Genomic DNA, 22,785 nt, shown 5'->3' on the forward strand with positions numbered 1-22,785 from the left:
CCTTGTCCCCCACTCCCCAGCACGTGGGTCCCACAACACCGGTATGCGTTCCTTAAGGAATGGTACGTAAGTGACCCGTTAAACACCTACTGACACATACCGATGTTGTGATAAATCACATTTGGTGATTAGGCGAAATCAACCTAACGCTTTAGTCATCGAAGGTCGCGGTGTCAATCACGAAGCGGAACTTTACATCGCCTGCCACCACGCGCTCATAAGCGTCGTCAACATCGTTAACGCCGATCTTTTCAATGACGGCGCCGATACCGTGCTCGGCACAGAAGTCCAGCATCTCCTGGGTCTCTGCAATGCCGCCGATGTTATTACCCGTAAGCACCTTGCCGCCGCCAACGAGGCTACTCATATGAATCCCCAGCTCCTCCGGCGGAAGTCCCACAACGGACATGATGCCGCGCGGCTTGAGCAACTGCAGGTAGTCATTGAGGGAGTACTGGGCAGAAATGGTGGACAAGATGACGTCGAATTCGCCGCGGTGGTTGGCAAAGAAGTCTTCCTCTTCACCGGTGGCCAGAATATGCTTCGCACCCAGCTCATAGGCTTCCTTTTCCTTGCGCAGGGAGCGGGAAATCACGGTTACTTCCGCGCCCTTTGCCGCAGCGATCTGCACACCCATGTGACCCAAGCCGCCTAGGCCCACTACGGCAACCTTGTCGCCTTCCTTGACCTGCCAGCGAGCCAGCGGCGAATAGGTGGTGATTCCGGCGCACAGCAGCGGGGCTGCGACATCAAAGTCGATACCCTCCGGAATGGTGCACACAAAGTTTTCGTTGACCACTACCTTCTGGGCGTAGCCGCCTTGGGTAATGGTGCCGTCTACGTCTTCGGAGTTATAGGTGCCCACATTGCCATTCAGGCAGTTCTGCTCCTGTCCGTTGCGACACTGTTCGCACTCACCACAGGAGTTCACCAGGCAGCCCACGCCAACGCGGTCGCCGACTTTAAACTTCGTGACCTTATCGCCCACGGCTTCCACGACGCCGGCAATCTCGTGGCCCACCGTCAGCGGGAAGTGGGCTTGACCCCATTCGTTGCGGATGGTGTGAATATCGGAGTGGCAGATGCCCGCAGCCTTGATATCAATGACCACGTCGTCTTCGCGCGGATCGCGGCGCTCAATTTCTACGACCTTGAATGGTGCTTCAGGGCTTTCCTTTTGCAATACTTTGCTCTTAATTGTCATGCCCACGACCCTACGCTTAACCCCACTGACCTCGCCTAACGAAAATAATCACCAGTTCCGGCAGGGAAGGAAAACCAAAAAGCCAGCCACGTCCCTTCGGTTGAAGAGGGATGAACGCGGCTGGCTATGTGGGGGTCTTAGTTCAGCTTCTCTGCGATGAGCTTATTGACCTGGCCCGGATCGGCCTTGCCCTGGGTGGCCTTCATGACCGCACCCACGATGGCACCGGTGACCTTCTTATTGCCGGCACGGTACTTTTCCACGATGTCCGGGTTGGCGGCCAGCGCGTCATCTACGGCCTTCTCGATGGCGCCGTCATCGCGCACGACCTCCAAGCCGCGCTTTTCGACGACCTCGTCGACGTCACCCTCGCCCGCCAACACACCATCAACGGCCTTGCGTGCGAGCTTGGTGGTCAGCTTGCCCTCATTGACGAGCGCGATAACGCGCGCCACGTGCTGCGGGGTAATGGACAGACCAGCAAGATCGGTCTCCTGCTCGTTGGCCTTGCCGGCCAGGTAGGAAACCCACCAGGAGCGCGCCTCGTCCGGCTTCGCGCCGGCCTCAACGGTATCCACGATGAGGTCGAGGGCGCCGGCGTTGACCAAGTCGCGCATCTCCTCATCCTTGATGCCCCACTCTTCCTGGATGCGCGCACGGCGAACCCATGGCAGCTCCGGAAGGGTCTGGCGCAGCTCTTCTACCCACTCGCGCGGTGCGATGACCGGCGGCAGGTCCGGATCGTTGAAGTAACGGTAGTCCTCCGCCGTCTCCTTTGGACGACCCTTGGAGGTGGTGCCGTCGGTCTCTTGATAGTGGCGGGTTTCCTGATCAATGGTGCCGCCATCTTCGAGCACCTGCGCCTGGCGCTGCATTTCGAAGCGAACCGCCTGCTCCACGGAACGCAGGGAGTTAATGTTCTTGGTCTCGGTGCGGGTACCAAACTCTTCCTGGCCCACCGGGCGCAGGGATAGGTTGGAGTCCACACGCATGGAGCCTTGATCCATGCGGGCGTCGGAAACGCCCAAGGCTGCAACGAGCTCACGCAGCGCGGAAACGTAGGCCTTAGCCACCTCCGGCGCGCGCTCACCGGCGCCAATGATCGGCTTGGTAACGATCTCAATGAGAGGAATGCCCGCACGGTTGCAATCCACCAGGGACGCCGTGGCGCCGTGAATACGGCCGTCCGCGCCACCGAGGTGGGTCAGCTTGCCGGTGTCTTCCTCCATGTGGGCACGCTCGATTTCCACGCGCCACTCGGTGCCGTCTTCCAGTACAACGTCCAGGTAGCCGTCGTAGGCAATCGGCTCGTCGTACTGGGAAATCTGGTAGTTCTTCGGCTGATCCGGGTAAAAGTAATTCTTGCGGGCAAAGCGAGAGGACTCCGCAATGGAGCAATTAAGCGCCAGGCCAATCTTGATGGCGCCCTCCACGCCCTTGGAGTTAACTACCGGCAGCGCACCGGGCAGGCCCAGGGAGACCGGGTCAACGTTGGAATTAGGCGCTGCGTTGAAGTTCGTAGGAGAGGTAGAAAACATCTTGGTTTCCGTATCCAGCTCTACGTGGACTTCCATGCCCATTACCGGTTCGAACTTTTCTAGGACCTCATCGAAGTCCATCAGGTCATACATCGCAGCAGTCATGCGTGCCATCTTAATACGTCCATGCGCCCGCGCGCTCACGCCCCTAAGCTGAATATTATGACTACACCACATAGCGTTGATGCCGCGCTTATCGATGCCCCATTGATCAACATCGCAGTCTTCCGCACTGCTCCTACCCCTGAGGAGGTAAGCGAGCGCCTGACCACCACTTTTGGCGATCGCCTGGGAGATATCATGCCGGGCAAGAATCCGGGAAGCATCATGGTCGAGCTTGATGATTCCTTCTTATTGCACTACCAAGCCGTCGATACCCCTCCCACCCGCGATAGTTATGGCCTCCACCCCATTTTGAGCGCGGATTCCCGCGGCCTCGATTCCGCCACCGCACAAATCCTCGTATCCGTGCTTCCCCAAGAGACCGAAGATGATCGCGCGAAGCAATTCCGCGAGGCCCGCCGCGAACACCTTGAACTGCTCTCCAAGGCCACCGCGGTGGTAGCCGAGCACCCCGACTGCCTGATAGTCCACAACCCCCGCGGAAACGTATCCATTGCGCCGAATACTTTCCTCGAGGCCGTTCGGGATAACCTTGCTCCAATGCACATCGCTCCGGTGTGGCTTACCCAAAAAGAAAACAAGATCTTGGGTTATACCGTTGGGCTGGTCCAAGCCGGACACCCCGAAATCCAGGCGGCCACCAAATCCATGGATCCCACCGATCTCTATTACAAGCTGGCCAATATCGCAGACCACGTGCTCCAAGGCGCCACCGTCAAAGACGGCGACACCCTCTCTTTCGAGCAAGGCCAGCCACCTCTCACCGTACAGAAAGAGCCCTGGTTTGTAGACGAGTCCTATCCTGCGGTCACGATTAATTTCTAGCGGAATCCCCCTACTTTCGGGAATCCGAATAGCGGCAGATGGCTGCCAGCACCGCACCAGAAAGGTTGTGCCACACCGAAAAGACGGCTCCTGGCAGGGCGGCCAATGGGTTCATATAGGTCGATGCCAGGGAGGTGGCCAAGCCAGAATTTTGCATGCCCACCTCGACGGCCATGGTGCGCCGCGCGGTAACCGGCTGCTTGGTCAGCATTCCGGCCAGGTAGCCCAAGCCGTAGCCGCAGGCGTTATGGATTACCACTGCGGCAAAGACGAGTACGCCTGCGGTAGCGATGGTGTCGTGCGCGCCGCCGACCACGATGCACACAATGGCTGAAATGGCCGCAACCGAGATCCACGGCAATGCCGCGTTAATCTTTGCCACCACGCGCGGAACCAGCATGCCGATGAGAATGCCGGCGACTACCGGAATGAGCACGACCTTCACAATGGACCACGCCATGGCAGAGGCGGAGACCGGCATGTACTCCCCTGCCAGCCACAGTGTCAGCAACGGCGTGAGGACCGGCGCCAACAGGGTGGAAATGGACGTCATGGTCACCGACAAAGCCACATCACCGCGCGCAAGGTAAGACACCAGATTGGAACTCGTGCCGCCGGGCGCGCAGCCTACAAGAATGACGCCGGCCGCTACAGCATCGGGAAGATCCATCACCGCGACTACCAGCAGCGCCACCAGCGGCATGATGACGAACTGCGCTACCACACCAATGAGAACGGGCAGCGGACGGCGTGCCACCAAGGCAAAATCCACTGGCTTGAGGGTTAGGCCCATACCGAACATGACAATGCCCAGCAGCGGGGTGACCTGCGGGGCGAAGGAAGCTGCGGTCTCTGGCGCGAGGTATCCCACCACGCCGCCGATAATCACCAGCACGGGAAAGCCTAGCGCTGCAATGAGCGCTTGGCGGTCTTGCACTGAGGAGGGCGCAGCGGGCGCCTCCACCCGATTATCTGTCATGCTATCGATACTCATGGGCAAAAGAATACGCTCCCACCCTGTGGGAGCGCTATCTTAATATTCGGAACGCGAAATACCTCTAGCCAAAGAGCGCTTGGGCGTTGCGGTAACGCGATTCCGGCACCGTCTTCAGTGTACCCACGGCATCTTCCAACGGGACGAGGTCAATATCCTCACCATGAAGGGCAACGCACATGCCGGACTTGCCCTCGTGGATGGTGCGCGCTGCGTGCACGCCGTAGCGAGTAGCAAGGACGCGGTCATAGGCCGTCGGCGTGCCGCCGCGCTGGATATGCCCCAGCACGGTCGTACGCACGTCATACCCGGTGCGTGCCTTGATTTCATCCCCGATTACCTGGCCGATGCCGTTAAAGGTCTGGTGCCCGAACTGATCGACGCCGCCGGCCTCGAAGTCCATCGTCCCTTCCTTTGGGAGGGCGCCTTCTGCCACGCAGATAATGCCGTACTTCTCGCCCATCTGGAAGCGGCGTTCCATCGCCTTCGTAATCTCCGCGATATCGAAAGGCTCTTCCGGTACCACGGTGTAGTGCGCACCGCCAGCCATGCCCGCATGCAGGGCAATCCATCCCACGTGGCGGCCCATAACCTCCACGATCAGGATGCGATTATGGGACTCCGCGGTGGTGTGCAGACGGTCGATAGCATCGGTGGCCACAGAAACCGCAGTATCGAAACCAAAGGTGTAGTCGGTAGCATTGACGTCATTATCGATTGTCTTCGGCACACCCACTACCGGCACGCCGTTATCAGAAAGCCACTTTGCGCCCTTAAGGGTACCTTCACCACCGATGGCGACAAGGGCGTCTACCCCGGCATCCGCCATGTTGGACTTAATCTGGTCAAGGCCGGCCTTGAACTTATCCGGATGCAGGCGGCCGGTGCCCAGGATGGTGCCGCCGCGCAACAGAATACGGTCGATTTCCGCATCGTCATAAAGATCGCGGCGGCGGTCTTCCATCAGGCCCACCCAGCCGTCTTCATAACCTACAACGGTATCTCCAAATTCATTGGACGCGGTACGCACTACCGCACGGATTACAGCATTGAGGCCGGGGCAATCGCCGCCGGACGTTAAAACACCTAGACGCATACTTACCAATCTAGCGCGCGATTTTTAGGCCCGCAGAGTGTCCCTAAAACCTAGGGCAGAAACCAGGCCAACCACCAGCGCAGCCACGATGACGAGCAGCGAATTAATAATTGCCGTCTCTGGGCTACCCGTTTGCATAACTGCGGATACCAGGGCAACTCCCACCACGGAACCCACCTGGCGGGAGGTGTTGTACACACCGGAGGCAGCGCCCATGAGCTCCGGCGAGATATCGCGCAAGGTGGTAGCTGCGTTGGAACCCCAAATGAAGGACTGTCCCACGCCGAGCCCGGCAATGGGTAGACCGAGGCCCCACGGAAGGGCGTCGACCTGCATGACCCACCATGCCGCAAGGAGCGAAAGTATCAGGATGGAAAATCCCAGCACCCCCAGGATCCGCGGGTTAACATAATCCGCCATGATGCCAGCGAGCGGAGATATCAGGAGAGACACCAGCGCCATAGGAGCCACGATGATGCCGGCTTCGCCCGCAGGCACCCCCTGCATGGTCTGCAGCCACAACATGATGGGCAGCATCACCGCGGCCGCCATAAACCCCATTGCGATGATGCCTACCGAGCCCGCCAGGTAATTGCGGTCACTAAATAGCGCCAGCGGCACCAGCGGACTCGACCCGCGGGCCTGGGCAGTTGCCTGCAATCGAATAAACCAGACGCTAGCGGCAACTCCGGCGAGCAAGATCAGCCAAATGGCCCATCCCCATCCAAGCACCGGGCCCTGCTGAATACCAAAGACGATTGCCGCCAAGGCGATGAGCGAAACGATGGCCGAGGGCGCATCGATAGACTGCGCGGTCGTGGGTAGCTCAGGCACCCACAGCAGCGCGAAGACAATGGCTAGCACCACGAAGGGAACGTGCACCCAAAAGGCGGCCTGCCACCCAAAGTTCCCGACTAGAAAGCCACCGGCGAGTGGACCGGCAAGTGCAGCTACCGAGCCAATGACGCCCCACACACCCAGTGCGCGCCCACGGCGCTCACGCGCAAAGATCCGATTGATAACGGACATGGTCTGTGGCATCTGGAGGGACGCACCCACGCCCTGCACCGCACGCGCCGCGATAAGCACTTCCACAGTGGGCGCCACGGCACACGCCACCGCACCGAGTCCGAAAATTCCCACACCCAAACAGAACATCCGGCGCTGGCCCAAAACATCACCCAAGCGGCCGGCAAAGAGCAGCGGCACCACCACAGCCAACAAATAGGCCGCGGATACCCACATGGTGTGGTTTACCCCCGCGTTCAGCTCGCGTTGCAGGTCAGGCAGCGCCACCGCCACCATGGATTGGTCCAGCAGGGATACAAAGAATCCGAGGGACAATGCAAACATGGCGCGCCATGCTTGGCGCTCGGGCGGCAGATGCGTCTCCACAGTCATGGCCTTAGAGTCTAGCGGTCCGAGAAATGTCGACCTAGACTGGCTGCATGTCCATGATCGATATTAAAAAGCCCCAAGACGTTTCTACCGCCACCACTGTCACGCTCGGCCTCATCGGTGGCTGGGTGACTGCCCGCGAGACCGGCATTCGCCCGCTGGGCGGCGTAATCCTCGCCGCCGCCGGTGTATGGGCGGGTCGCTCTTGGGCCAAGAAAACCACCCCGGCTACCACCGCCGGCCTGTGCGCACTCTACGTGGGCGCATTCGGCGCCTCCCACCCGCTGGCTAAGAAGATCGGTGCGTGGCCGGCGGTACTGAGCGTCACTGCAGCCTCGGCGGGCGCGGCATATGCGCTTTCCGACGCCAAATAGTCCCCACCCACACAAATGCGCACCACGTCCCTAGACATGGTGCGCATTCTTTTATCCTGTGTGCCGCTAGTTTCTACTTGGCTACCGTGAACTCAACCGCAGCATTCTCGCTACCCAAGGCGACGGTGCCGCCGGGGAGGTTACAGAAGGAGGGGTTGGATTCGAGGAGGCCCCGGAGGGCGTCGGAAAGCTGCTGCGTATGCTCGTCGCAGGCCGCGCGGGTGGAGTTGAACTCGCCCACGCTGATAGTGCCGTCCTTAGCCACCTCGTAGGTAGTGGTGTAGATATTGCAGCCATCATTGACTACCAAGGTGCGGTCCTTGGCAAAGGTGACGCTCAGCTTGCCATCTTCCTTAACGGAGTGGAGCTCGCCGGTGATGGTCTGTCCTTCAATGTGAGGCTCCAGCTTCTCTACGCCCTCCGGGAGCGGAGAAATCAGATCAGACTGAGTCGGCGCGGTCATGCTAAACCCCGGATCGATGTCGGGGACCTGCGCGGCGTTGGCGGCACCAGCGCCCATCAGTGCAGCGGCGGACAACGAAAATAGTGCGGTCTTTTTGAAATGCATGCCCAAGAATTTACCCCCGCCGAATATAAATTCAACGGGGGTAAAGAAATCCTTATGGAATCGTCAGGGACTCCACAGGCGGCGTTTTACTTATCGCGGCCGGCCTCGTAGGCAGCGCCCACCTTGTAGAGGCGGTCATCCTCGAAAGCCGGAGCCATGATCTGCAAACCGGTGGGCAGGTTGGTATCGCTGGCCAAACCGGAGGGCACAGACATGCCACACAGGCCGGCCAGGTTCAGCGGCAGGGTGCACAGGTCAAAGTTATACATTGCCATCGGATCCTCGGCCTTCTCCCCCAGCTTGAATGCGGTAGTCGGGGTGGTCGGGGAAACGAGCACGTCAACCTGCTCGAAGGCACGGGCAAAGTCCTGCGCAATGAGGGTACGCACGCGCTGCGCCTGCAAATAGTAAGCGTCGTAGTAGCCAACGGACAGCGCATAGGTACCCAGCATGATGCGGCGCTTGACCTCGGGGCCAAAGCCCTCCGCACGGGACTGGGACATGACCTGCTCCGCGGAGTGGGAGCCGTCATCGCCGGCACGCAGGCCGTAGCGCATGCCATCGAAACGTGCCAGGTTGGACGAGACCTCACACGGCATAATCAGGTAGTACGCCGCCAGGGCGTCGTCGAAGTGCGGGCAATCAACCTCAACGATTTCGGCACCCTGCTCGCGCAGCTGCTCGACGGCGGCGTGGTAATTCTCCATTACACCTTCCTGCCAGCCATCGCGTTCAAACTGCTTGATGAGGCCCACCTTGACGCCAGAGAGGTCACCCTTGGCGCCTTCGCGTGCGGCAGCGACAACCGGTGCTACCGGCTTATCCACGGAGGTCGCATCGAAGGCATCGTGGCCGGCGATGACCTCGTGCAAGAGCGCGGTATCCAGGACCGTGCGGCCACAGGGGCCGGCCTGATCCAGGGAAGATGCCGCAGCAATAAGGCCATAGCGAGACACGGTGCCGTAGGTTGGCTTTACACCCACAGTATTGGTCAGCGCGGCTGGCTGGCGGATGGAGCCGCCGGTATCGGTACCAATGCCGAGTGGCGCTTGGCCGGAAGCGAGTGCAGCTGCGGTACCGCCACCCGAGCCGCCCGGGGTGCGCTCGGTGTCATAAGGGTTATGAGCCGGACCAAAGGCAGAGTTCTCATTAGAAGAACCCATGGCAAATTCGTCCAGGTTGGTCTTGCCCAGGATCGGAATTCCGGCCTCGCGCAGACGCTTGGTCACGGTGGCGTCGTAGGGAGAAACGTAGCCTTCCAGCATCTTGGACGCTGCGGTGGTCGGCGCATCGGTGGTAACGAGCAAGTCCTTCAGCGCCAGAGGCACGCCTGCCAGACCAGAAGCAGGCTCTTCGCCGGCATCGAGGGCCTTATCCACGGCGTCGGCAGCCGCGAGGGCCTCTTCCGCCCCCACGTGCAGGAAGGAATTAAGCTCCTCATTGGTCTCTGCGATGCGATCCAGGAAGGCCTGAGTAACCTCGCGGGAGGTAATTTCGCGGGAGTGAATCTTTTCCGCCAACTCGGCGGCGGTCAGGGAGATCAAGCCCTCCGCAGGAACGGTCAGGTTAGACATTTATTCTCCTCCCAAAATCTGTGGCACAACGAAGCGCTCATCTTCTACGGCCGGCGCCTGATCCAAAGCCTGTTCTGCAGTAAGGGTGCGCACAATAACGTCCTCGCGCATCGGGGCGTCCACGGAGTGCGGGTGACTCATCGGCTCCACACCCTCGGTATCCACGTTTCCTACCGCGGAAACGGAATCAACAATTTCATCAATCTGCGTTGCAAACTGGGCTAGCTCTTCCTCACTGAGGGCCAGGCGGGAAAGCTTGGCGAGGTGGGCTACCTCATCACGCGAAATCTCAGACACGCGAACTCCATCCTTTATCTGCATAATCGACATGCGGGTGAAAAATATTCACACGATGCATGTACTATGTGAATTGCTAACGACCCATGGTACTGCACCTACCGCGACGGCTGCCGCGTCACCCCAAATTTGCGTTGCTTGAAGCCCGCATTGTGACGCACGTATCATGTCTGGGACTACAAACTACCGAAAGCGTGCGAGACCTTGTCCTTTTTGATCCGTGTACTGCTCCCCGATGCCCCTGGCAGCCTGGGCCAGCTTGCCGACGCCTTTGGACTCGTCGACGGCAATATCCAATCGGTCGATATCGTAGAAAACTTCCCCGATGGCACCGTTATGGACGACATCGTCATTGAGCTACCCCAAGGCGCCATGGCCGATGTGCTTATCACCGCCGCCTCCTCCGTCGACGGTGTGGAAATTGACTCCATCCGCCCGTTTAGCGGCCGGGTAGACCGCCGCGGCCAGATCGAGCTGCTCGCGCGTGTAGCTCATGCCACCAATGTCACTGCGGCTATGGAAGAGGTTGTCGCGGCGATCCCGAAGGCACTCACCTCCACCTGGTGCATCGTCATTGATAATAACGAGCCTATCCGCCGCCTGGCCTCGTCCAACGCAGCGCCAGAAGATGACGGCACCGTTCCTCACGACATTGAGGTCGAAAGCGCCCGCGTCCTCCAGCCCGAGCGCGACGAGTGGGTACCCGAAAGCTGGTCCCTACTTGACTCCGCACTCGCCGCCGCCCCACTCGGCGATACCGGGTTGGTCATCGCCATGGGGCGAACCGGCGGCCCTGACTACCTCGCCTCCGAGGTCGAGCACTTGGGCCACATCGGCACCATCTTGGGTAGCTTCCTCAAATAGCCACAGCGAATTAGACTTCGCCGGTTTCTAGTAGTTGCTGGAATTGCGACTCGTTGAGAATCGGGATGTCCAGCTCGCGAGCTTTATCCTCCTTCGAGCCGGCGTTTGCACCTGCTACTAGATAGGAGGTTTTCTTCGACACCGAACCGGTGGCCTTGCCGCCACGAGAGACAATCGCTTCTTTCGCGGAATCCCTAGTGAAGTTTTCCAAGCTGCCGGTGACCACAATGGTCAAGCCCTCGAGGGTCTGCTCCTTGTGATCCTCGGCCGCTACCTCCATAGCCACGCCCGCAGCAGCCCATTTATCCACAATCGTGCGATGCCAATCCACCTCGAACCAATCGTGGAAGGATTGCGCGATGGTCATGCCGACGCCATCGACCTCTGCAAGCTCCTCCGTCTCCGCAGCGCGCAGCCTGTCCATGGATCCATAGCGGGAAGCAAGCGCCCGAGCCGCAATCGGGCCCACGTGACGTATGGACAGCGAGACCAAGACGCGCCAGAAGTCGCATCCCTTGACCTCTTCCAGGTTGTTTAGCAAGTTCTGGCCTGCCGTATTGACCTTGACGTTGCCCTCCTTCTTAGAGCGCTTGTCTTTGGTGTCCTTCTTTGCGGTATAGACATCTGAGGCCAATAGCTTTTCCGCGGTGAGCTCAAAAAGCTCCGACTCATCAACGAGAATGCCATTGTCGATCAGATCCATCGCACCCTTCTCGCCCAAAGCCTCAATATCCAACGCCTTGCGGGAAGCCAGATACTCCAAGCGTGCCGAGAGCTGCGCCGGACAGGACTGTGTGTTGGGGCAACGCCAATCGGCGTCGCCGTCCTTCTGTGGGGCCAATTTCGTGCCGCACGCAGGACAGTTCTCCGGGAAGGTCCACTCATGCTCGCTACCATCGCGCTGCTCGCGCACCGGCCCAAGGACCTCCGGAATAATTTCGCCCGCCTTGCGGATAATGACGGTATCCCCGATGAGCACGCCCTTGCGCTTGACCTCGGATTGGTTGTGCAGGGTTGCCATAGACACCGTGGAACCGGAAACAAAGACCGGCTCCATGATGGCGAAAGGCGTTACTCGCCCAGTACGGCCCACCCCCACCTCAATATTCTTGAGTTTCGTGGTCACTTCTTCCGGCGGATACTTATAGGCAATGGCCCAGCGCGGCGCGCGGGAAGTCGAACCAAGTGCGCGCTGCGAAGCCAAATCATCCACCTTGACCACGAGTCCGTCCATTTCAAAGATGGCGTCGTGGCGGTGTTCTGCCCAATGCGCCACCTCTTCCTGAACCTCTTTGGCCGAGTGTACCTGCTTGGTATACGGGGAAACGGGTAGCCCCCAAGCCGCAATCGCCTTATAGGCATCGTGCTGTGAGCTGGGCGAGAATCCCTCGCGCGCACCCAAGCCGTGGCACACCATTTTCAGGCGGCGTTTTTTCACTTCGGCGGGATCCTTCATGCGAAGTCCACCGGCCGCGGCATTGCGCGGATTAGCAAATTTATCCTTGCCATCAGCCGCGCGTTCCTCATTGATCTCCTCGAAGTCCTCGGGGCGCATGTATACCTCGCCACGGATCTCGATAAGCTCCGGAACTGGGTATTCATCAGTCCCCGTCAGCTCGTGCGGAATATCCTCGATTACGCGTGCATTGGCAGTGATATCCTCGCCCACCGTGCCGTCGCCACGAGTCGCAGCGGTGGTCAAGCGCCCATCGCGATAAACCAGATCTATAGACAAACCATCGATCTTCAACTCAGTGAGATAAGTTTGGGCCGGAGTTCTATCCAACCAATCCTGCATCTCGCCAGCGCTAAAAACATTGTCCAAGCTCATCATGCGCTCAAGGTGCTCAATATCTTCGCCTCCGCTCGGAGCGGCGCCTACCTGCTGGGTGGGCGAATCAGGCACGGCAAGCTCTGGGTGCTCTTCTTCTAGTGCAAGAAGGCGCTGAAAGAGGGCGTCAAAGTCGGCGTCGGGAATAGCAGGCTCACCGTTGTAGTACAGATTGCGGTGGCGGCGCACTTCCTGCGCGAGGTCGTTCCATTCACGGTGCAGATCAACTGGATTAGTCACGCTGCACAAGTGTAGCTATCCCTCGTGTCGGGGCTAGCTATTAAGGTATGAATCATGAATTTCGACGCCTCCCGCATGCTCGCCTTCGACCTTGAGACCACCTCGGCCAGCCCTAAACAAGCCCGCATTGTTACCTCTGCCCTAGTCCGCATTGACGGCCGCGATGTGCAAAAAATTGAGCACCTAGCCGATCCCGGAATCGAAATTCCGCAGGAAGCGACCAATGTCCATGGAATCACCACGGAAAAGGCCCGCGCAGAGGGGCGACCACATGAGGATGTTCTAAAAGATACGGTCGACGCAATCAAGGCCGCATGGGAGGATGGCCTGACGCTGATCGTCTACAACGCGGCGTTTGATCTCACCGTATTGCGCAGCCTGACCGGCGATTTTACGGTGACCGGCCCGGTTTATGACCCGTACGTAATTGACCGCGTCAGCGATAAGTGGCGCAAGGGAAAGCGCACCCTTGGCGCCGTGTGCGAACATTATGGCGTTGAGCTTGGCAATGCTCACGAAGCTACTGCCGACGCCCTCGCGGCCGCCCGCGTGGCCTGGAAGCAGGTTCGCCAGCACTACCCCAACCTGGCGCAGATGGATGAAAATGAGCTCATGGAGTTCCAAGCCGTCAAGTGGTACGAGGACCGCGTCGCCTTCAAAAAGTACTTGGAAGGCAAGGGCCGCGATGCCTCGGATGTCTCGACCGCGTGGCCGCTAATCGGATAAAGTCTCCCAAATCTCCACATTGAGCCGAAAGTCTCCCAAATCTCCGACAAGACCGGTTACACTAGCCGCATGGACAATCCATTCCGCCCGACATTCGGCGCCCCTCCCCTGTTCTGGGTCGGCCGCGGCGTCGTGCTCGATAGTTTCCGCACCGCCCTCGATGGTTCGGCAGGCAATGCCTCCCGTTCCATGGTGCTAAGCGGCGCTAGGGGCATTGGCAAAACGGTCCTCATCAACGAGTTGGAAGATATTGCTGAAGCGCGCGGTTGGGTAACGCTACGCGCCTCTGGGCGCTCCACCATGGTGGAGGAACTGGTCAACACCACGATTCCGAGGCTTCTCGAGCGGCTCTCGCCCAGCGATAAGAAGAAGGTCAGCCGCATCGGCATCGGCGGCGTAGGATCGATTGGCTTCGACCACCAGAAAGAAGACCGCTTCACCCCCACGTTGAATACCCGCCTACGCGAGCTTTCCTCCGAGCTGAAAGGCACCGGCATCCTCCTCACCATCGACGAGGTTCAAGACGCCGACGTCGAAGAGCTCACCACCATCGCCGTGGCCTACCAAGACTTAGTGCGCGATGAAATCGATATCGCCTTGGTGGCCGCTGGCCTGCCGCAGGGGGTCAACCACTTGCTGGACCTGCCCGGGGTAACCTTCCTGCGCCGGGCCCAGAAATTCGTGCTCGGCCCCTTGTCACCGGCCAATGCGGAGCAGGCGCTCGAGCATACTGCCTCGGGCTCAGGGCTGGAGTTTAGCCACGAAGCGATTACCGACGCCGCCGCACTCACCCGCGGCTACCCCTACCTCGTGCAATTGGTCGGCTCACTAGCGTGGGAGCGCAGTCGCCGGAACCACGAAAGCGGCATTTCCCAGCAGACAATCGCCTCTATTGCCCCAGATGCAATATCAATCATGGGCGCGCAGGTGCACCAGCCTGCGACGCTAGCCCTGCCGCCGGCGCAGCGGGAGTTCCTGGAAGCGATGGCCGCAGTCGAAGTCGATGGCATCGCCACCATCGCAGACATCGCGGGCCACATGGACCGGACGGTGCGCTCCTTATCGGCCACCCGCCAGCGGCTTATCGACGCCGACCTCATCGAACCCACCGCACATGGCAAGCTACGCTACGTCATTCCCTATATGGGCGAATACTTCACCACCACGGATAGCCGCGGGCGCGTCGATTAAAGATCGCCGGCGTCGCGGACGAGGATGCCCGCCACCTCAGCGGCAAAAGAATAGCTGTGCGCGGCCTTGTCCACCGGCCACGGGAAGATATCAACCTGCCCTGGAATTCGCTCCCGCGAAAGCCCCATGCGGTCAAAGTGCTGCGCGATAGCAATAGCCTCCGCGCGAGCATCGCACCCTGCCACGCCGAGACCAACGCGACCGCCGCCATCAATCCATTGCCCCAAGCCATCGAGATGCTCTGGCGAGCCTAGACCAGCGAAATCGAGCAGCACCGTCTTCGCCGCCACTTCCCATAGTGGCTCGCGAAGCCGTAGGTAGTCCGCGTCAAACTCCGCCAGTGTCGCATTGACCTGGTCCGCGGGAACAGCCCTAATCGTATCGAAGTCGGTGGTGCCTGGAAGGGTGCCCGAAAGGACGTCGGCAAGCAGGGGCTCGTCCAGCTGGACCCGCACTTCTGCCCCAAAACGCTGTGCCACCTGCGCCGTGTGTTCCTGAATCCCGGCCAATAAAGCACCACACAGGTCCCGGAACGCACCTGAATCAGTAATCGCGCGGTGCCCGTTTCCTAGCTCCACAGCGGCCGCCAAACTCCACGGGCCTACCGCTTGGACCTTGACACGCGGAACTGACTCGCCCCACACCTCCTGAATCTCGTCCAGGTCCCGGCTCATCTGGTCGCCAATCCGATGCGAGATGAGCTGCGGCCGATCCCTGAGTACCCACGATCGTGGTCCGCGGTCAATAGAGACTGCTTCCAACAAGCCCGCTGTTCGCCCAATGGCCCCAGCGTGAATCCCGCGGTCCGGCAACTGCGGAAGGTGCGGAAGACCACCCGTCTCCCCCATCACGATGTCTGCCGCCTCACTCATGGAATAACCCGGCATGGGCCCTAAGCCAAAAGCGTCCATAATCACCTCGGCGCTAGTATTATTTTTCAGAATTATCTATTCGATACGCGACGTATCACTTGGAAAGGAACCTTACTATGGGCGTGGAAAAATACTCCGGCTGGACCTTCTACAACGAGTGCGAAATCCCTCAGGACATTTCCACCGTCTTGGCCGAACAGGAATATCCTGTCTGCGCCTTCAAGACCGTCCGTGATGCCGCCATATTTACCAATAGGCGCCTCATCATCCGCGATGCCCAAGGGCTTACAGGCAAAAAGGTAGAGATGTACTCCCTGCCCTATTCCTCCATCACCATGTGGTCCACGGAAAACGCAGGAAAGCTCCTGGACGTCAATGCGGAACTACAGCTGTGGACTAGGGCCGGCGAGTTCAAAATCAATATTGGACCCAATATCGATGTCCGTGCCCTAGACCGGCTCATTGCCAACTGCGTGCTTAATTAGTTCCGCAGATGGTGCCGGAGCCGATGACGATGTCTCCCAGCTCGTCCGGCGAAGGCAAGTACAGCACTGCTGCTTGGCCGCGGGCGACACCAGATAGCGGCTCCTTGAGTTCGAGGCGCATTTCGTCCGCCTCGCGGTCAACGTGGGCGGTACAGGGCACCACGGAGCCGTGTGCGCGCACCTGAACCTCGCACTCGAAATCCCCATCCATGCCTGGGTGGAGGTACTTCAGGCGATCTGCCTGAATCGAGGTCACAGCCAAGTCCTCGCGGGCACCGACGGTAACCGTGCCGGTAGCAGCATCAATATCGGTGACGTAGCGGGGGCGGCCGTCGGCAGCCGGCGCCTTAATGTCTAGGCCCTTGCGCTGGCCGATGGTGTAGTTCCACGCGCCATCGTGCTCCTTGAGCTCCGTACCCTCTTGGTCCACGATCATGCCGGGGCGCAGCCCAATGCGGGCGCCCAAAAAGGCCTGCGTATTGCCGTCTGGAATGAAGCAGATGTCATAGGAATCCGGCTTCTTCGCGGTGGAAAAGCCATGCGCCGCAGCCTCTTCACGGATCTGCGGCTTGGGGGTATCGCCGATGGGGAAAAAGCAGTGCTCCAACTCCTCGGCCGAAATCACGCCGAGCACGTAGGACTGATCCTTATTCTCATCTAGGGACCGGCGCATGTAGCCGTCTTCGTCGATGGTGGCGTAGTGGCCCGTCGCAACCGCATCGAAGCCAAGCGCCATGCCCTTTTGCAGCAACGCCCGGAACTTAATCTTCTCATTGCAACGCAGGCAGGGATTGGGGGTCTCGCCGCGGGCGTAGGAATCCACGAAGTCCGTGATGACCTCTTCTTTGAATTCTTCCGAAAAGTCCCAGACATAAAAGGGAATGCCCAGCTTATCGCAGATGCGGCGGGCATCGGCCGAATCCTCCAATGAGCAGCAACCACGTGCCTTTTCCCTGGTCTGCTGCGCGTCTTTGTGCAGGGCGAGGTGAACGCCAATCACCTCGTGGCCGGCTTCTACTGCACGCGCGGCGGCAACCGATGAGTCCACGCCGCCGGACATGGCAACCAATACTCGCATTGTGCTCCCCATTTCACCTTGACTACAGGCCCGAAAGTCTACTCCCTAGCCCCAACGCGGTTTAAATCGAATCCATTCCCTAAGCTTGTGTGACATGGGCAGAAAGCGAGCTTCCACTTATCCGGGAATTACCGGCACCTACGATATTTCTACCGGCACAGCCGAGGTTGTGCCGGATGAGTTTCGCGACGGCGCCTATATTCTCAACGTTAATGGCGTGCCGAGCAGCCACATTGTGCTCGGTGAGCCGGAGGAGCTGGAGTTTGAGTATATGCGCTGGATTGCGGCAGCGGTAGAGCACCTCAATTCTCGGCCCGCGAATAAGCTCCGCGTGACCCACCTAGGCGGCGCGGGATGCTCCCTTCCGCGCTATTTTGCCAGCAAGCTTCCGGGCAGCCGCCACACAGTGGTCGAACTCGACGCCAAGTTAGGCGAGTTGGTGCGTACGCTTTTCGACGTCCCCCGTTCCCCCACCGTCAAAATCCGTGCCGGCGAGGCCCGCACGGAAACCGAGGGGTTCCTTCCGTCCAGCCGCGACATCATCATCCGCGATGTCTTTGCTGGCGACAAGACACCAGCCAACCTCACCACCCTGGAGTTCTTTCAGGCTGCACAGCAGTCGCTGGCGCCGGGTGGCCTCTACGTAGCCAACTGCGGCGACTATTCCGATCTACAGCTGGCAAAGAGCGAGCTGGCGGGACTGGATAAAGTATTTGACCACCTCGCCGTCATCGCGGACCCACCGATGCTCAAGGGCCGGCGCTACGGGAACATCATCCTGGTAGCCTCAGATACAGAAATGCCAGCCGAGGGCTCCGTCGAAGCCGCTCAGCTGGCAAAGGCACTCCTTGGCGGGGCCGTGCCCGCCCATTACAAAGACGAGGCCTGGACCCGCGCGTTTTTCACCGGTGCTACTGCAGTACGCGATTAAGCAGCGTAGCCACCTGACCCGCATCAAAATCAGGAACATCGGCGCCGGCGTTCTTGGCGGCATTCTTAGCTTCCGATACCTCCGACTCGGAGACGTTGCCTGACTTAACATTGTTCACGTGACCGGCATTGTCCAGCAGGATAGCTAGGTCACTGACGGAAAAGTTGCCCTTGGCCATATCACCCAGGTCCTCCACTGGAAGGGCATCCTTGTCTTGCAGGGTCTTTACGAAGGCAGCCAAGCCCTCCGCTGCTTCGGGATCGAGGCCGGACTTTTCGGCGGCGTCGGCAAGCTGCGGAATCGCAATCAGCCCCGCCGCCAGGGCCAAAATAGCGCCGATGAGCGGCGTACTATCGGAGCTCAAGTCAAGCCCATCGCTCACAACCAGCTGTTCTAGCGCGCCGCCGACGTCAACGTAATTGCCGTCGCTGAAAGTCTGCAGCTGCTGCTTGGAACCATTAAACAGGTTCATGTCGACATCGGTAGAAATGCCTGCTACCTTGCCAGAACCAGAACGCTGCCAGAAAGATAGCTCGTTCCATCCGCCCACCGCTTCAGGTGCTTGGTCCTGATAGGCGGCGAGCCACAGTGGCATATCCGAGAACTTCTGGGAGTTATTCATCTGCCCCATCCAGAAGTACTTGTAGGTGTAAATCATGGGCGTGCGGCCGGTAAGACGCTTGAGCTCACTAGTAAATTCTTCAATCCACTGCTCCAGCTGTGCCGCAGACTTCCCTTCCGTCACCTCGATATCAAGTGCAGGAGGCAATGTCTGATTCGGGGCAAGGGCGATCTGCGCGGCAAAGTTCGCTGCTTGAGTCTTGGCGTCGCCAGCCGGACGTGCGTAGTGGTATGCACCGGTCTTGAGTCCAGCAGCATTAGCCGCCTGAATATCCTGTACGTAGTGGGGGTTTACCCAATCCCCGCCTTCGGTAGCCTTCACAAATGCAAAGGACTGTCCGTCGGAACGCACTTTAGACCAATCGATGGGCGTACCGCCCGGATGCTGGTGCGCCGCCACGTCAATGCCCTTAGGTGCACCAAAGCTCACCGCCTGGGCAATGGCGGTACCACTTACAGCTAGTGCAGCCACGGTAACTACCGCAGTGATGCTCTTTCGGAGTGCTTTCTTTGAAGTCATGCGCGTGAGTCTAGCAACACCTTCACTCCTGTCACATCTTTAACACGCACCACTTGAAATAATTTTCTTTACTTCCATTTCGCCCCTCTTGGAATACATCCCTTTAGAACACATATTTGCCCATAACCCTTGCGGAGCGGCAGGGCACGGCTTAAAATAAACACCATGAAATTACGCACACTAGTTCTACTATTCGGGGGATTTAATCTTGGACGCCTACTACATAGTCAATGACACCAACGATCCGATAGCAGTAAAAGCCACAGAAATCAGGAAACAAGAATACCTATTCTGGAGAGAGGTCAAGCCAGATCTAGAAGACGATTTCGATATCTCCTGCCACACACTTTCTGCTCGGACGGGCTTAAGCGAGCGGCGCACGCGGGACATAACCATGGCCCTTTATCGACTCGCAGAGCTACCACTCACAAAGGCGCTCCAGGAAACCTATTACTTCCTGGATTTCTCTCGTCTTATTACTATCGACGCCGTGCTTAGCAAGCTGGGCGACATCCCGACCGAAATTCTCGAGCGGATAGATCAAGAGCTTGCGCGTTACCTGACCCCTACCAAGCCCGGCCAGGTACTGCCTTCGAATACGAATTTGCGGCGAAAACTAAATGGCCTCATCGCTGTAGAGGACCCACACCCCAATGAAGATAGAGAGCCTGATGCAGGGAACGACTCCTATTTCACCTACCACAGTTTCGGTGGGAAGGCCGGGCTAGCAGTGGAATTCGATGAAGTTACCATGCTAGCCATCGATGAACACGTTAGTAAGGCAGCCGAAGAGCATAACCTCACGAAAGCTGAAGCCCTAGCCAAGTTGATTCTGGGCGAAATTGAGTCGCGGGCCAAAGTGGTTCTTCATATGTACCGAGCCCACGACCAGGAGGCTGCTCCCGCATTTATCCGGGGATTCGGATGGGTAAGCCCTGAGACCGCTGACAGTCTGCGTCCCACCCAGACGCGGGATATGGACCTTGCAAAAAGGATGGAAAGCGAAAGCTACGTTACTCCCCCGCTCATTGGCGCCTACGTGGAAGGCCGCGATGGCGTGTGCCGCTGGCCAGGTTGTAATCGCCCGGCAGAGAACTGCCAAAAGGACCACCGAATTGACCATGCACAGGGAGGAAAAACGGCGGGAAGCAACTTGGCCTCACTGTGCCAGCACCATCACAACATCAAGACTGATGGTGGCGCCTTCTACATCATGGATCCACATACTGGAGACATAGTATGGCTCTTTGACGATGGCCGCTGGGAATACGATGAGCCCCAAGGACCGCTAGCGCCCAGGAACAAGAACTGGGCGCTAACGGTAGGCCAAGCTATCGCCGCCCGGCGAGCTGCGGCGAAAGAAAGGAATGATAGCTAGACGGAACGGGCTCGGGAAATAACCTCCGGAAGATGAGCCAAGACGTAGTCAACATCCTCTTCCGAAGTAAGCCTGCCGAGAGTAAAACGCAGGGAACCGATTCCTTCCGCCTCACTTACGCCCATTGCCTCGAGGACATGAGACATGCGGTTTACGCCAGCGCTGCAAGCACTGCCGGTAGAGGCCTCGATCTGCAAGGAATCCAGCAGCATGATGAGGCTATCGCCATCAGCACCGGGAAATGAGACGTGCAGGTGGGAAGGCAAGCACGGCTCGGCAGAGTTGACCACTACGTCGTCGATGGTGGCGAGAATTCCGTCGCGCAGCTTATTGCGGAGAGCAGCAATTCGCTCACCCTGGGAGGCGATTTCGGAGACGGATTCCTCCAACGCCGCAGCTAGACCGGAAGCGCCCGCCACGTCCACGGTGCCAGGGCGGATGCCCCGTTCTTGGCCGCCACCGTAGGCAATCGGCTGGGGCGCGGGGCTCCGCTTGGCCAAAAGCAGACCGATGCCGCGGGGGCCGCCGAACTTGTGGGCGCTGGCGGCGAGGCTGGCGATCCCTAGATCAGAAAAATTGATGGGAACTTTGCCCACGGCCTGCACCGCATCCACGTGCACGGGTGTGCCTGTCGCATTCGCTCGGGCTGCGATCTCTTCGATGGGCTGAATGGCGCCGGTTTCGTTGTTGGCCCACATGCAGGTAGCGACGTCGGCAAGCGTGTCTAGGGCCGACAGATCTGCGATGTGCCCGGAACGGTCGACGGGAAGGATATCGACGGCCGCTCCGGTTTTCTCCAGCTTAGAGACAGTATCGCGCACGGCCGGGTGCTCAATATCGGTAGAAATGATGCGGTTCGTTTGCCCAGCCGCGTAGAGGCCCTGAATGGCGATATTGTCCGCCTCAGTGCCAGAAGAGGTGAAGATGACTTCGATGGGCTCGCAGCCGAGGAGGGAAGCGACCTTTTCGCGGGCATCATCCAGCACGGACCGAGCCTTGCGGCCGGATCCATACTGCGCGCCGGAGTTGAGGGAGCCGGCCGCCGCCACCCATGCGTCAATCGCGCTCTGGCGCATCGGCTGGGTAGCGGCATAGTCGAAGTAGTGCGGCATTACTGGCGCGCCTTCAGTTCCTCGGTCAGGGCTGGTGCGATTTCATGCAGGTCGCCCACGACGCCGAGATCAGCGATCTGGAAGAACGGCTCATCCTGGTCTTGGTTGACCACCACAATGGTGCCGGAAGTCTGCATGCCAGAGGTGTGCTGGATAGCGCCAGAGATACCCAAGCCGATGTAGAGGTCGGGCGAGACGGTAACACCGGTCTGGCCGATCTGATAGGCGGCGTCATAAAAGCCTTCATCGACGGCGTCGCGGGTGGCGCCGACTGCGGCTCCGAGGGCGTCGGCAAGCGGCTCGACAACGGCGCCGAACTCGTCGCCCACTCCTCGGCCGCCGGCGACGACTGCCTTGGCCTCGGTAATTTCTGGACGTGCGGACTTCTGTGCCGGGGTAAAGGAAGTTACCTTGACGTCTTTGCCCGTGGCGGCCGGCAACGGCATCGGCGCCGGCTGCGCCTCCACCTGCTGTGGTGCAGCCTCAACCGCGCCAGGGCGGAGGGTGTAAATCGGGCACTGGCCAGCGGCGGTAGAGGTGGTCTCATAGGAACCACCGAAAATGCTCATCTTGGCGGAGCCATCGGCGGCGATGCCATTGACATTGACCAGCGCGCCAGAGGCGAGGCGAGCCGAGAGGCGGCCGGCAATCTCGTTATTGGCCGGAGTTGCGGCCAGCACGATGGGCGCTGGGTTCGCAGCGCCAAGCGCATGCAGGGCATCGACCTCCGGGGTGAGGAACCGCTGGTCATAATCCTCGGCCGTTGCCTGAACCACCTGTGCGGCACCGAGGGCGGCAAGGTCGGCATCGAACTTATCGGCCTGCTTGCCGACGACCACTGCGGACACCGTACCCAATTCCCGCGCGGCCGTAATCAGCTCGCCGGTAACGGGAAGGAGGTTGTCCGCGTCGTGCTCAACTAGTACGTAAACGTGCGACATATCT

At 59.4% G+C, this 22,785-nt stretch carries 22 protein-coding genes; 8 read left to right on the forward strand and 14 right to left on the reverse strand.

All coding sequences use genetic code 11. The annotated features are described in order from the left end of the window. Nucleotides 1–151 precede the first annotated feature (151 nt). Both ACKFRY_RS09245 and gatB read right to left on the reverse strand, forming a co-directional pair. Nucleotides 152–1,204, reverse strand: a complete 1,053-nt coding sequence (locus tag ACKFRY_RS09245; RefSeq protein ID WP_408922725.1) for an NAD(P)-dependent alcohol dehydrogenase — start codon at nt 1,202–1,204, stop codon at nt 152–154. Nucleotides 1,205–1,341: 137 nt separating this feature from the next. Continuing rightward, the gene (gene gatB, locus ACKFRY_RS09250) at nt 1,342–2,847 is read right to left on the reverse strand and encodes an Asp-tRNA(Asn)/Glu-tRNA(Gln) amidotransferase subunit GatB (RefSeq protein ID WP_040425024.1); all 1,506 of its coding nucleotides are present in this window, start codon (nt 2,845–2,847) and stop codon (nt 1,342–1,344) included. A gap of 57 nt (nt 2,848–2,904) precedes the next feature. Between gatB and ACKFRY_RS09255 the strand changes: the two genes are divergently transcribed. Further along, on the forward strand, nt 2,905–3,690 hold the full coding sequence (locus ACKFRY_RS09255; protein ID WP_179386406.1) for a DUF4261 domain-containing protein: 786 nt from the start codon (nt 2,905–2,907) through the stop codon (nt 3,688–3,690). 10 nt (nt 3,691–3,700) lie between these two features. Here the strand turns inward: ACKFRY_RS09255 and ACKFRY_RS09260 are convergent, their stop codons facing one another. From ACKFRY_RS09260 to ACKFRY_RS09270, 3 genes are all read right to left on the reverse strand, one after another. After that, nucleotides 3,701–4,669, reverse strand: a complete 969-nt coding sequence (locus tag ACKFRY_RS09260; protein WP_408923425.1) for a bile acid:sodium symporter family protein — start codon at nt 4,667–4,669, stop codon at nt 3,701–3,703. A 79-nt stretch (nt 4,670–4,748) separates the two neighbouring features. Then, nucleotides 4,749–5,780, reverse strand: coding sequence for an ATP-dependent 6-phosphofructokinase (locus tag ACKFRY_RS09265; protein ID WP_408922726.1), 1,032 nt, complete (start codon nt 5,778–5,780; stop codon nt 4,749–4,751). A gap of 24 nt (nt 5,781–5,804) precedes the next feature. Further along, nucleotides 5,805–7,181: an MFS transporter gene (locus ACKFRY_RS09270; protein WP_150851469.1), complete on the reverse strand. Its 1,377-nt coding sequence runs from the start codon at nt 7,179–7,181 to the stop codon at nt 5,805–5,807. Between the two features lie 47 nt (nt 7,182–7,228). Here ACKFRY_RS09270 and ACKFRY_RS09275 point away from each other — a divergent pair, with 47 nt between their 5' ends. After that, nucleotides 7,229–7,552: a hypothetical protein gene (locus ACKFRY_RS09275; protein ID WP_005323344.1), complete on the forward strand. Its 324-nt coding sequence runs from the start codon at nt 7,229–7,231 to the stop codon at nt 7,550–7,552. Nucleotides 7,553–7,625: 73 nt separating this feature from the next. On the opposite strand, the gene ACKFRY_RS09280 is transcribed toward ACKFRY_RS09275, so the two are convergent. The 3 genes from ACKFRY_RS09280 to gatC form a co-directional block, all read right to left on the reverse strand. Then, complete coding sequence (locus ACKFRY_RS09280) at nt 7,626–8,120, reverse strand: META domain-containing protein (RefSeq protein WP_408922727.1); 495 nt, start codon at nt 8,118–8,120, stop codon at nt 7,626–7,628. Between the two features lie 86 nt (nt 8,121–8,206). Beyond that, nucleotides 8,207–9,694 (reverse strand): Asp-tRNA(Asn)/Glu-tRNA(Gln) amidotransferase subunit GatA, encoded by a 1,488-nt coding sequence (gene gatA, locus ACKFRY_RS09285; protein ID WP_316981068.1) that lies wholly within the window; start codon nt 9,692–9,694, stop codon nt 8,207–8,209. Further along, nucleotides 9,695–9,991, reverse strand: a complete 297-nt coding sequence (gene gatC / locus ACKFRY_RS09290; RefSeq protein ID WP_005327681.1) for an Asp-tRNA(Asn)/Glu-tRNA(Gln) amidotransferase subunit GatC — start codon at nt 9,989–9,991, stop codon at nt 9,695–9,697. It abuts the gene before it with no gap. Nucleotides 9,992–10,195: 204 nt separating this feature from the next. Between gatC and ACKFRY_RS09295 the strand changes: the two genes are divergently transcribed. Beyond that, entirely contained in the window at nt 10,196–10,855 is a 660-nt protein-coding gene (locus ACKFRY_RS09295) for an amino acid-binding ACT domain protein (RefSeq protein WP_040425027.1), read from the forward strand. Between the two features lie 10 nt (nt 10,856–10,865). On the opposite strand, the gene ligA is transcribed toward ACKFRY_RS09295, so the two are convergent. After that, on the reverse strand, nt 10,866–12,935 hold the full coding sequence (ligA, locus tag ACKFRY_RS09300) for an NAD-dependent DNA ligase LigA (RefSeq protein WP_408922728.1): 2,070 nt from the start codon (nt 12,933–12,935) through the stop codon (nt 10,866–10,868). A gap of 45 nt (nt 12,936–12,980) precedes the next feature. Here ligA and ACKFRY_RS09305 point away from each other — a divergent pair, with 45 nt between their 5' ends. Together ACKFRY_RS09305 and ACKFRY_RS09310 are read left to right on the forward strand one after the other, a co-directional pair. After that, on the forward strand, nt 12,981–13,652 hold the full coding sequence (locus tag ACKFRY_RS09305) for a 3'-5' exonuclease (protein ID WP_408922729.1): 672 nt from the start codon (nt 12,981–12,983) through the stop codon (nt 13,650–13,652). Between the two features lie 69 nt (nt 13,653–13,721). Continuing rightward, entirely contained in the window at nt 13,722–14,843 is a 1,122-nt protein-coding gene (locus ACKFRY_RS09310; protein ID WP_408922730.1) for an AAA family ATPase, read from the forward strand. On the opposite strand, the gene ACKFRY_RS09315 is transcribed toward ACKFRY_RS09310, so the two are convergent. Then, nucleotides 14,840–15,754 (reverse strand): methionine synthase, encoded by a 915-nt coding sequence (locus tag ACKFRY_RS09315; RefSeq protein WP_408922731.1) that lies wholly within the window; start codon nt 15,752–15,754, stop codon nt 14,840–14,842. The two genes, ACKFRY_RS09310 and ACKFRY_RS09315, sit on opposite strands and share 4 nt — an antisense overlap. 77 nt (nt 15,755–15,831) lie before the next feature. Here ACKFRY_RS09315 and ACKFRY_RS09320 point away from each other — a divergent pair, with 77 nt between their 5' ends. Continuing rightward, nucleotides 15,832–16,200, forward strand: coding sequence for a PH domain-containing protein (locus ACKFRY_RS09320; RefSeq protein ID WP_150851061.1), 369 nt, complete (start codon nt 15,832–15,834; stop codon nt 16,198–16,200). Here ACKFRY_RS09320 and mnmA read toward each other — a convergent pair. Continuing rightward, nucleotides 16,193–17,278: a tRNA 2-thiouridine(34) synthase MnmA gene (gene mnmA, locus ACKFRY_RS09325; protein WP_150851060.1), complete on the reverse strand. Its 1,086-nt coding sequence runs from the start codon at nt 17,276–17,278 to the stop codon at nt 16,193–16,195. The two genes, ACKFRY_RS09320 and mnmA, sit on opposite strands and share 8 nt — an antisense overlap. 94 nt (nt 17,279–17,372) lie before the next feature. Between mnmA and ACKFRY_RS09330 the strand changes: the two genes are divergently transcribed. Further along, nucleotides 17,373–18,209 carry a spermidine synthase gene (locus tag ACKFRY_RS09330; protein ID WP_408922732.1) on the forward strand — a complete coding sequence of 279 codons (837 nt, stop codon included), beginning with the start codon at nt 17,373–17,375 and terminating at the stop codon, nt 18,207–18,209. On the opposite strand, the gene ACKFRY_RS09335 is transcribed toward ACKFRY_RS09330, so the two are convergent. Further along, a complete protein-coding gene (locus tag ACKFRY_RS09335) occupies nt 18,190–19,350 on the reverse strand; it encodes a glycoside hydrolase family 25 protein (RefSeq protein ID WP_408922733.1) in 1,161 nt (386 codons plus the stop codon). The two genes, ACKFRY_RS09330 and ACKFRY_RS09335, sit on opposite strands and share 20 nt — an antisense overlap. 208 nt (nt 19,351–19,558) lie before the next feature. On the opposite strand from ACKFRY_RS09335, the gene ACKFRY_RS09340 reads away from it, so the two are divergent. After that, nucleotides 19,559–20,728, forward strand: a complete 1,170-nt coding sequence (locus tag ACKFRY_RS09340) for an HNH endonuclease signature motif containing protein (protein ID WP_179386395.1) — start codon at nt 19,559–19,561, stop codon at nt 20,726–20,728. On the opposite strand, the gene ACKFRY_RS09345 is transcribed toward ACKFRY_RS09340, so the two are convergent. Then, on the reverse strand, nt 20,725–21,840 hold the full coding sequence (locus tag ACKFRY_RS09345) for a cysteine desulfurase family protein (protein WP_302257477.1): 1,116 nt from the start codon (nt 21,838–21,840) through the stop codon (nt 20,725–20,727). The two genes, ACKFRY_RS09340 and ACKFRY_RS09345, sit on opposite strands and share 4 nt — an antisense overlap. Continuing rightward, a complete protein-coding gene (locus ACKFRY_RS09350) occupies nt 21,840–22,781 on the reverse strand; it encodes an electron transfer flavoprotein subunit alpha/FixB family protein (RefSeq protein WP_408921220.1) in 942 nt (313 codons plus the stop codon). Before ACKFRY_RS09350 ends, ACKFRY_RS09345 begins: the two co-directional genes overlap by 1 nt. Nucleotides 22,782–22,785 lie beyond the last annotated feature (4 nt).

This window comes from Corynebacterium tuberculostearicum, assembly GCF_046097255.1.
Taxonomy (GTDB): Bacteria; Actinomycetota; Actinomycetes; order Mycobacteriales; family Mycobacteriaceae; genus Corynebacterium; species Corynebacterium tuberculostearicum_J.